The organism is Corynebacterium sp. HMSC072G08, from assembly GCF_001809185.1.
Lineage (GTDB): Bacteria > Actinomycetota > Actinomycetes > Mycobacteriales > Mycobacteriaceae > Corynebacterium > Corynebacterium phoceense.
The window spans coordinates 141,720-148,775 of the sequence record NZ_KV796458.1 but is presented as its reverse complement, the minus strand read 5'-3'; the positions used below and the strand labels follow the sequence as shown (position 1 = coordinate 148,775).

At 61.9% G+C, this 7,056-nt stretch carries 8 protein-coding genes; 1 reads left to right on the top strand and 7 read right to left on the bottom strand.

The window, feature by feature from the left end; genetic code table 11:
• Positions 1–64 precede the first annotated feature (64 nt).
• The 7 genes from HMPREF2559_RS10965 to HMPREF2559_RS10935 are packed head-to-tail and all read right to left on the bottom strand — an operon-like array spanning position 65 to position 5,731.
• Positions 65–1,093, bottom strand: coding sequence for a hypothetical protein (locus HMPREF2559_RS10965; protein WP_070540749.1), 1,029 nt, complete (start codon positions 1,091–1,093; stop codon positions 65–67).
• The gene (locus HMPREF2559_RS10960) at positions 1,093–1,926 is read right to left on the bottom strand and encodes an AAA family ATPase (protein ID WP_210387035.1); all 834 of its coding nucleotides are present in this window, start codon (positions 1,924–1,926) and stop codon (positions 1,093–1,095) included. Before HMPREF2559_RS10960 ends, HMPREF2559_RS10965 begins: the two co-directional genes overlap by 1 nt.
• Complete coding sequence (locus HMPREF2559_RS10955) at positions 1,923–2,864, bottom strand: hypothetical protein (protein ID WP_068801456.1); 942 nt, start codon at positions 2,862–2,864, stop codon at positions 1,923–1,925. The genes HMPREF2559_RS10960 and HMPREF2559_RS10955 overlap by 4 nt, the downstream gene beginning before the upstream one ends.
• Complete coding sequence (locus tag HMPREF2559_RS10950; RefSeq protein ID WP_066511210.1) at positions 2,857–3,678, bottom strand: ATP-binding cassette domain-containing protein; 822 nt, start codon at positions 3,676–3,678, stop codon at positions 2,857–2,859. Before HMPREF2559_RS10950 ends, HMPREF2559_RS10955 begins: the two co-directional genes overlap by 8 nt.
• Before the next feature lie 6 nt (positions 3,679–3,684).
• Positions 3,685–4,599, bottom strand: coding sequence for a hypothetical protein (locus HMPREF2559_RS10945; RefSeq protein WP_070540746.1), 915 nt, complete (start codon positions 4,597–4,599; stop codon positions 3,685–3,687).
• Positions 4,596–5,360, bottom strand: a complete 765-nt coding sequence (locus tag HMPREF2559_RS10940) for an ATP-binding cassette domain-containing protein (RefSeq protein WP_070540744.1) — start codon at positions 5,358–5,360, stop codon at positions 4,596–4,598. Before HMPREF2559_RS10940 ends, HMPREF2559_RS10945 begins: the two co-directional genes overlap by 4 nt.
• A complete protein-coding gene (locus HMPREF2559_RS10935) occupies positions 5,357–5,731 on the bottom strand; it encodes a GntR family transcriptional regulator (protein WP_066492546.1) in 375 nt (124 codons plus the stop codon). The genes HMPREF2559_RS10940 and HMPREF2559_RS10935 overlap by 4 nt, the downstream gene beginning before the upstream one ends.
• Positions 5,732–5,871: 140 nt before the next feature.
• Here HMPREF2559_RS10935 and HMPREF2559_RS10930 point away from each other — a divergent pair, with 140 nt between their 5' ends.
• The gene (locus HMPREF2559_RS10930; protein WP_066492552.1) at positions 5,872–7,053 is read left to right on the top strand and encodes an NYN domain-containing protein; all 1,182 of its coding nucleotides are present in this window, start codon (positions 5,872–5,874) and stop codon (positions 7,051–7,053) included.
• Positions 7,054–7,056 lie beyond the last annotated feature (3 nt).

Sequence of the window (7,056 nt, the reverse complement as noted above, 5' to 3'; positions counted from 1 at the left end):
GCGCTGACTTAGATAAAGATACACAGCGATCTAAAAACACACAAATCTGCAGGACATCGCGCATTTATGACGTGTTCACGCCAAACCATTGCAGCACTCCACCACTGTATGGATCGGCATTGCGAGCATACATAGGGAGCAGGGCTGCCCATACGAGGTAAAGCACGCCGGCGCACGCGGCGAAGGACCATTGCGGCAGAACCTCCATGACCGTCAGGACAAAGGTGACTCCGGCAGTCACCGCCATGCACATGGTCCAGACGATCGTTTTCCGGGAGAGCAGTTCCCAACTCACGCCGAGTACGGGAATCAACGCGCCCATGCCGAATATCATTCCGGTGATAGTCCCCTGGCTAGTCCAAACCACCAACTCCAGGATGGCGCCGGCGGCCGCACCGATGACGCTCGCCGCTGTGACAGCGCGCACCCACTGCTGACGCGAGCCACCGAGCGTGACGAACTCCTTGAACGATGTGCGGTAGGAATCCATGAGTGCCCCGAGCGTCAATAGCGTCACCATGACATAGACGATGCTGAAGAGCTGTCCCTCAATGTTCCACAAGACGATGGCCGCCCACATGACAAGTCCGACGGAGGCGTACCCGGCCACGACCCACATCCACGAGCGGACCAGCGGCCGGTAGATCAGCTGCGCCGTGGGAGTGATGGGGAAACGTCCAAAGTCGGATTTGCCGTCCGAGGCTACTCGATACTGGAGTTCACGCACCTCCATGTCGGATTGGGCCGCGGACTGCGACGACTGACGCAGCGTCACAACGAGTCGGATAGCCCACGCGACCAGGACGAGAGCGGCCAACCACCACCACTGGCGCGCCACCGAAACTGCAGCGCCGAGCACGACGTAGTACGTGGCGAGCCCTAGGTTGTAGCGCGTCTGCGCTTTCCGCGAGAGCCCCAGCGCCGTGGCTTTCGTCTTGTTCACCGTGGTCGATAGGACCACAACCACCGCGAGGAAGGCCAGCGAACCAGCCGTTACCGGACCCTTGACGGGCGCGAGGATGCCCCACAGCAGCAACATGATGCTGTAGACGACAAGCGTATGCGTCTCGACGACCGCAAAGAACAGTCGCATTACGCCTCCCCTAATGCCAGCACGGCTTCCTCAAGCGTCACTTCCTGCGCACGCAATCCCAGGTCCTTGGCCTGGTCGAAGACGCACTGTGCAAACTTGGGACGCGCGTCGATGATCGCGCGGTCGGCCAGGGTTGAGGACTCTCGTGCAAGCACGGGCAGTTGAAGCCTGCCCAGCGCGCGGTCGAGCTGGGAAGCGTGCCCGGAGACGGCGACAATGGAATCGACGATCTCGTCGATGGGGCCAGAGAGCGGTTCATCGGAAAGTAAGAGAATGGTATCGAGGCAGCCCTCAATCTCCGAGAGATGATGGGTCGACACCACGATGGTGCGTGTCCCTTGCTCCTCGCGCATCACGTCGAAGAACACCTGGCGGCGCTGCACGTCGAGCCCCAGGTAGGGCTCATCGAGGAGCATGAGCTCGCAGCCAGAAGCCACGGCGAAGATGAAACCCATCGCGGATTTCTGGCCGCGCGAGAGCGAAGAGTAATTCTGCACCGGAAGCTCGAAGGCGTCGACAAGTTCATCGGCGCGGTCTTGGTTCCACGTCTTCCAACGAACCTGGCCGATCCGGAACAGCTTCTTCACGTTCCATCCATCGAAAAGTGGGTTGTCAATGCCCATGAGGATCGTCCGGTCCATGACGCGTTGGTTGTCGAAGGGTTCCTCGCCGAAGACGCGCAGGCCCATGGACGGGAACTGCCCTGCCATCATGCGCAAAAGTGTCGTCTTACCCACGCCGTTCGCGCCCACGAGCCCGTGCGTAAGTCCCTGCGCGAGCTCAAAGTTCAACGCCGGTGTGTTCTTCATCCGCAGGTTGGTCGCAGTAATCATCGTCTAAGCTCCAATCGCTTCTGAGTATTGGCGTACTTCGGGTAAAGCCACAGCATGACCGCAGCTATCAGGAGCAAGACCCCACCCGAAAGCAGTAGATAGACAGCGCCCGGCTCAATTCCTCTAATAAACCCACCAAATGTCATGGGCACGATGACTGCAATGATGGCGCCCACAGTTGTATTCATCAGCGCGTAGGCAAACCAGAAAGTCCCGACATTGAGAGCTACGAGGGAGGGATCCAGCACTAGGGTGCATAGCGCAACGCCGAGCATGCCGATGCCCCCGTTCACCAGCGCCCGAGTGCGCCAAGCTCGGCGCGTCTTACCGAAGGCTTGCCAGGCGGCGAGGTGCGTGCCGGTCGCTAGATTAGAACCGAGTGCGCCAGCAATCACCGGCACAGTCACGACGAGAGACCCCCACAAGTCCGGAGCAATGGCTGGAAGCAGAGTCTTCCAACCCCACAGGAATACGCCGAATAGCGCGACGACCAAGAGCATCATGTGCCACTGCCCTTCCCCAGGATTCTTTTCCACTACAGGCTCGTGGTTGCGGGAACGATCCTCCTTGACCTCCTGGCGAAGAGTCAACGCCAAAGTAGCTGCGACGAGCGTAGTAAGCAGTACCGTCACAACCCACGGCAACTCGCCTACCGTAAAAGCGAAGGTCATTGCAGCGGCAATGAGCACAATAGGGACGTTGATTCGCACAAAGTCGGCCCGACGGTAGCCGAACGCTTTGAGCGTGCCGTAGGGCACGTGAAGGACAGAGCCCACCCCGATCGGCACGAGCGCAAAGAAAAGCATGGACACCCACGAGAGGTCACCAATGACAATCCTGAATCCGATCATCGAGGCACACATGCCCAGCGCTGATAGCAGCTGTCGCGTAGACCCTGTCCAGTGCCGGAAGACGACAGATACAAGTCCTTTAGACATCGCTACCTCCCATGGCGAGTGCCACGGCGTCCTCGAGGGCGACCGGGGAGCCATCAGCGACGCCGCGGCGTACAACAACGCGGGTGCTGGAGCCGAGAGACTCGGTGGCGAGGGCTGCATCGGAAAGCTCGGGCGGAACGGGGTTGGCGACGGTGAGCGAGACGAGGGCATCATCAAGCCGCTCCGACTCGAGGGTGCGGATGACGCCGTCGCGCAGGACGAGGTAGCAGTCCACGAGCTTGGCGGAGGCCTCAAGATCGTGGGAGGCAATGACGATGGTGCGCGGGTTCGCCTCCTGCGCGGCGACGAGCTCCCGGTAGAACAGGTCGCGGTTCTGCACGTCGAGGCCGAGGTAGGGCTCGTCGAGGAGTGTAAGCGGCGCGCGAGCTGCCAGTGCGATGACGATGGCGAGCATGGAGCGCTGGCCGCGGGAGGCCTTGCTGTGGGACGTCTTCACATCGAGCGCGAAGGTCTCGAGCAGGTGGTCCGCTGTCGCCTGGTCCCAATGCGGGTAGCGCTTGGACGCGACGTCGAGGATGGCCTTGAAACTCCAGTTCGCAGGGTACGGAGTATCGACGCCGGTGAACACGATATCGTCCATGACGGCCTCGTTATCAAAGGGTTCGTGGCCGAAGACTTTGATGTCCCCGTCATAGCGCGCCTGGCCGGCGAGCAGTGAGAGCAGCGTGGACTTGCCTGTGCCGTTGCGGCCGACAAGACCGTAGATGCGGTTTTCTTCGAGCTGTAACTCGACGTCCCGGAGGACCTCCTTTTTCTTGAAGGACTTCGCGGCGTGGTGAGTAGTGACAATCATGAGTATTTAAACCTCGGATCTGCGCAGGCGTGGGGCGAAACGAACGGACGGAGCTGGGCTTTCGTCGCGCAAGGGACGGTAGAACACGACGTAGGAGGTGACGACGGCGAGGATGAGGAAGGTAATGAGCTGCCACTTCAGCGAGTCGCCGTCACGCAGGTGACCGGAGAACATGATCATGCCGAAGGTTGCGAAACCGGTGCCCAGGCCGGAGCGTGCGACCAAAAGCAGCACGCAGGTGGCGGCAAAGGGGTAGACCCAGCCGAACTGGAAGACCACGGCGATGCCCGCGAAGATGACAAGGCTCAGCGCGGCAAGAATGAGCTGGCGGCGCACCCACTCGGTGCGTGGATACCCGAACGCCTGAAGGCCGGAAGGCGTGAGCTCAGTCCACGGCATCTGCGCGATCATCCCCAAGATGAATGGGAGGAAGGCCCAGAAGGCCGGACCCCACGTGGGGCCGAGGAAGGGCTGCGCCACCGCAAGGAGCGGGATAGCAACCGAGGCGCTGGCTAGCAGGAGCCACCAGCCATGGAAACGCAGACTTCCCTTGGCGATACCGCGGGATTCACCACGGAGCCGAAAGAACAGCGACACCCAGAAGACACAGATGGCGAGTGCTTCACAAAGTAGCCATCGAGCGGGAAGGACGAAAGCCTGCGCGCCGAGCCCCAGGGCGAGGCAGACCACGAGCGGCGTGACGTTGGTGCGGATCCATTCGCCGGTTGTCATGCCGAAAGCATCGGCACTGCGGCGCGGGAGAAAGAAGTAGGCAAGTGGCAGCGCCACTGCGGTGGCGCCGAAGAAGGCGACCGGCCATACCGCGACAACGCTCCCTAAGAGCAATGCCAAGCCAAGGAACGCCACGCTAATGAGAGCCGCGACCCAGCCGCCATTGGTGAACTGATACTTGAAGATCATCGCTGGCCTCCCAGAATGCGGACCGCGTCGGCCAGCGGCAGCGGGGTGCCTTCAGCAACGCCACGAGGGACGATCATGCGCGACTGGCCGGCAATCTCCTCGGTGCGCACAGCATGTGGGGCGAGATCGGGAGAGCCGGGGGCAACCACGAAGGCATCGTCAAGCTCGGCGGCTGAGTAGTCCTGCATGCCCTCGCCCATGAGGAGGAAGCGGTCGAAGTGCTGAGCGGATTCTTCGAGAGCATGGGTCGCGACGACCATCGTGCGGTCATGCGGAAGGTTGTCGTAAAAGATCGTGCGGTTCGCATCGTCAAGACCCAAGTAGGGCTCATCGAGGAGAGTGAGCTCCGCATTGGCGGAAAGCGCCACGATGATGGCGAGCATGGAACGCTGACCGCGCGAGGCGGCGGCGTAACTCGTGTGAAGGTCGAGGTCGAACGCGTCCAGGAGGTCATCGCGCAGCGACCAGTACGGGTAGCGCTGTCCAGCAGCGGTGAGGATGTCGTGAAGCCGCCAGTTGGGGTAGGCGGTGTCCACGCCAGTGAACACGATGGTGTCCATGACCGCGCGATTGTTATACGGGTTGTGCGAGAGCTCGCCTTCGTAGCGCTTCTGTCCGGCAAGGAAGGAGAGCAGCGTCGTCTTGCCGCAGCCGTTGCGGCCCACCAAGGCATGGAGCTGGCCGTCGTGGATATCGAAGTTGAGTCCTTCGAAGACCTTCTTGCTTCCGAAGGATTTGGAGAGATGGCGTGCAGTGATCATGAGTAGAGACCTCGGCTTTCAGCGACGCGGTGAACGAGTTCCTGGAGTTGGCCCCGCGTGTAGCCGAGGCGGGCAGCCTCGTCCACGAGTGGGGCGACGTATTCGGCGGCAAAGTCGCTGCGGCGGCGCTCGCGGATGCTCTCGGTCGCGCCGTCCGCGACGAACATGCCGACGCCGCGGTGCTTTTCGAGAATTCCGAGTTCGACAAGCAAGGTAATTCCTTTCCTGGCGGTCGCGGGGTTGATGTTGTGGAACGCGGCGAGCTCGTTCGTCGACGGGGCTTGCGCACCTTCCGCGAGTGCGCCATCGATGATGGAATCTTCGATGAGCGCGGCGATTTGCCGGAACAACGGTTGGGTGGAGTTGTCCATGGGCATCCTTAGTTGGTTAGTTACTTGTGTAACTAACCATATTGTCCACCTGGAAATTCGTCAAGGCCTATCGCAGTTTTTGCCTTTTTGGGGCACACTGGAGGGAAACGAGTTAGCAATAAAGATTTAGGACCGCAACAATGCTTGAGAGAACGTTAGTTTTCGTCGACACCTCTTACCTATTAGCAAGTTTTTATAACGCCTGGGAGACGGGTGCCCGCGCCCAGTTAGAGATTGACCTTCCCGAGGTCGTCAACACCATGGGCACCATGATCGAAAACCAACTGGACCAAAAAATTCAGCGTCAGTACTGGTACGACGGCATCCCGGATACCGGCCCACACCGCTACCAGCGCGCGCTGCGCACCTGTGACGGCGTGCAGCTGCGCACAGGCCAGCTCATCGAGTGGGGCGACCGCCGCACGCAGAAGGGCGTGGACACGCGTCTCGTCGCGGACATGATCGTCGCCGCCATGAAGCAACAAGTCACGGACTTCGTGCTCGTCTCCGGCGACGCGGACATGATTCCGGGCGTTGAGGAGGCGGTGCTCGCGGGCATTCGCGTGCACCTCTACGGCTTTGGCTGGGACTCCATGTCCTCCAACCTGCGCCACTCCTGCGATACGACCACGATTTTGGACCCGCGCGAGGACTTCGCGGACGCCATGGAAATCCAGGTCCTCGAAGGACCGCTGCCGCCGGTCATCCGTCACCAGCCAGACGAGGAGCAGGAGGAGAGCGCGGCTACCGCGCCGGAGGGCACCGAGGAGCCGGCAGTGCCCGGCCCCGACGTCTGTGGCGAGCCCTCCGAGGTCGAGGCCGCATTCTCCTCCACGCCGCATGGTATGGCGGCACACCAGCCGGAGCACCGCACGTCGGAGCAGGCCGCGCCCGTCGAGCCCACCACGTCTGCCGAGTCCGCCTCCGACTCCCCGAAGCCTGAGGCTCCCGCCGAAGAGACGCCTGCGAAGCCGGGCCCGTCCGGTCCGCCGAAGCCGTCCATGATGGCGCCGCGCCGCAAGCTGCGCTCCCGTTACGTGCCGCTGCCGGAGGAGGTCTGGACCTCCGCCGGCTTCCAGACGCCGTTCGACGTGGGCCAGCAGTACGCCAGCTGGTGGTTCGACAACGCCGCGACCGCCGAGCAGCGCGACCAGGCGCACCTTCTCTCCGGCGGCGGTCTGCCGCCCGAGATCGACCGCCCGCTCCTCCAATTCGCGTGCGACACGCTCCACGAGTACACGCTCACCGAGACCCAGCGCGTGAACCTGCGCGACGGCTTCCACTCCGGCATCCGCGGCGTGCTCCTCAACCGCGACAAGTAAAAC

What these genes read in the sequence shown, in the direction of transcription:
- HMPREF2559_RS10965 (WP_070540749.1), bottom strand. Translation starts at nt 1,093, where the DNA reads ATGCGACTGTTCTTTGCGGTCGTCGAGACGCATACGCTTGTCGTCTAC.
- HMPREF2559_RS10960 (WP_210387035.1), bottom strand. Translation starts at nt 1,926, where the DNA reads ATGATTACTGCGACCAACCTGCGGATGAAGAACACACCGGCGTTGAAC.
- HMPREF2559_RS10955 (WP_068801456.1), bottom strand. Translation starts at nt 2,864, where the DNA reads ATGTCTAAAGGACTTGTATCTGTCGTCTTCCGGCACTGGACAGGGTCT.
- HMPREF2559_RS10950 (WP_066511210.1), bottom strand. Translation starts at nt 3,678, where the DNA reads ATGATTGTCACTACTCACCACGCCGCGAAGTCCTTCAAGAAAAAGGAG.
- HMPREF2559_RS10945 (WP_070540746.1), bottom strand. Translation starts at nt 4,599, where the DNA reads ATGATCTTCAAGTATCAGTTCACCAATGGCGGCTGGGTCGCGGCTCTC.
- HMPREF2559_RS10940 (WP_070540744.1), bottom strand. Translation starts at nt 5,360, where the DNA reads ATGATCACTGCACGCCATCTCTCCAAATCCTTCGGAAGCAAGAAGGTC.
- HMPREF2559_RS10935 (WP_066492546.1), bottom strand. Translation starts at nt 5,731, where the DNA reads ATGGACAACTCCACCCAACCGTTGTTCCGGCAAATCGCCGCGCTCATC.
- HMPREF2559_RS10930 (WP_066492552.1), top strand. Translation starts at nt 5,872, where the DNA reads ATGCTTGAGAGAACGTTAGTTTTCGTCGACACCTCTTACCTATTAGCA.